This is a genomic window from Neisseria sp. P0021.S005 (assembly GCF_051956955.1).
In genome coordinates, this window is the sequence record NZ_JBQCWY010000861.1 from 1 (window position 1) to 617 (window position 617).

The 617-nt window shown below is 40.5% G+C and carries 1 protein-coding gene; it reads left to right on the forward strand.

The window, feature by feature from the left end; translation table 11 throughout:
* Positions 1–72 precede the first annotated feature (72 nt).
* The gene (locus tag ACTHUE_RS19815; protein ID WP_440424258.1) at positions 73–606 is read left to right on the forward strand and encodes a septation protein A; all 534 of its coding nucleotides are present in this window, start codon (positions 73–75) and stop codon (positions 604–606) included.
* Positions 607–617: the final 11 nt, after the last annotated feature.

Sequence of the window (617 nt, forward strand, 5' to 3'; positions counted from 1 at the left end):
CGTCAAATCTGTATAAGAGACAGTATGATTAGCGTTGAGCCGATTTGTTTCATCTTTTTTGTTTGTTTGATTATGAAAGTTTTAATCAATTTATTGTCAGTCATCTTGTTTTTCCTGACTTACACAATCACGAAAAACATGATTACTGCGACTGCGGTTGCCGTTGTATTCGGCATTTTGCAGGCAGGTTTTACTTACTGGAAATACAAAAAACTCGATACGATGCAGTGGGTCGGCTTGATCCTGATCGTCGTATTCGGCGGCGCGACCATTCTACTTCCTGATGACCGTTTTATCATGTGGAAACCGACCGTTTTGTTCTGGATTGGCGCATTGGTTTTGCTGATCAGCCATCTAAGCGGGAAAAACGGATTAAAAGCGACTATGGGCAAAGAGTTGGAACTGCCCGAACATGTGTGGAGCAAACTGACTTATGCCTGGTGCGCATTCATGATTTTCTTAGGTATTGCCAACTGGTTTGTATTGACCCACTTCAAAGAACAATGGGTAAATTACAAAATGTTCGGCTCTACCGGTTTTTTGTTTGTTTTCTTTATCGCTCAATTTTCCTATTTGAGCCGATATTTACCCAAAAAGGATAGTTGATGGAATATTAC

Coding starts and splice junctions, on each gene's coding strand:
- ACTHUE_RS19815 (WP_440424258.1), top strand. CDS start 73: ATGAAAGTTTTAATCAATTTATTGTCAGTCATCTTGTTTTTCCTGACT.